1 protein-coding gene is annotated in these 678 nt (G+C 67.3%); it reads right to left on the bottom strand.

From position 1 onward, the window contains the following. Positions 1-157: 157 nt before the first annotated feature. A partial coding sequence (locus FGQ67_RS09910; RefSeq protein WP_138341778.1) for an SDR family oxidoreductase occupies positions 158-678 on the bottom strand: 521 nt, incomplete at its 5' end.

The raw sequence follows: 678 nt of genomic DNA on the forward strand, positions 1-678 counted from the left end.
CTCGCCCTCGACGACGACGCGAGGCGCACCTCCGAGGGCAACAGGGTCTGGCTCTACGAGCCGAACGGCACGCCGGCCCAGAAGTGGCTGCTCTCAAGGTAAAGATTGTTGAAAGCAAAGAACTGTCCCTTGGGGGAACTCACCCCGAGGGACAGCTTCATTCTGCAAGCGTCTTAAGGTACTCCCCCAGCTCTTCCTCCCAGTCGGGCATGCGGAAGCCGACCGACTCGAGCCTGGACAGGTCGAGCGCGGAGCGGACCGGGCGCGGGGCGATGGGGCCGGCTGCGCTGGCGTAGTAGTCGGCCGTCGATACCGGCACGACCCTGTCCCCGTTGCCGTTGGCGGCCTCGAAGACGGAGCGGGCGATGTCGGCCCAGGACCTCACGGCGCCCGAGCCCGTGCAGTTGTAGGTCCCGTAGGGGGCGTGCGTCCCCAGCACGTGGAAGATGGCCTGCGCCATGTCGCGCGTGAAGGTCAGGCGTCCCAGCTGGTCGTCCACGACGGTGACCTGCGTGAGCTTGTCGTCCGGGTCGGCCACGCGGTCGGACAGGCCCTTCATGGTCTTGACGAAGTTATGCCCCTCGCCGATGACCCAGGAGCTGCGCATGATGTAGTGGCGCGGGCAGCCGGCCACGGCGATGTCGCCGGCGGCCTTGGTCTGGCCGTAGACGGAAAGTG

The organism is Collinsella aerofaciens, from assembly GCF_005845035.1.
GTDB lineage: Bacteria > Actinomycetota > Coriobacteriia > Coriobacteriales > Coriobacteriaceae > Collinsella > Collinsella aerofaciens_I.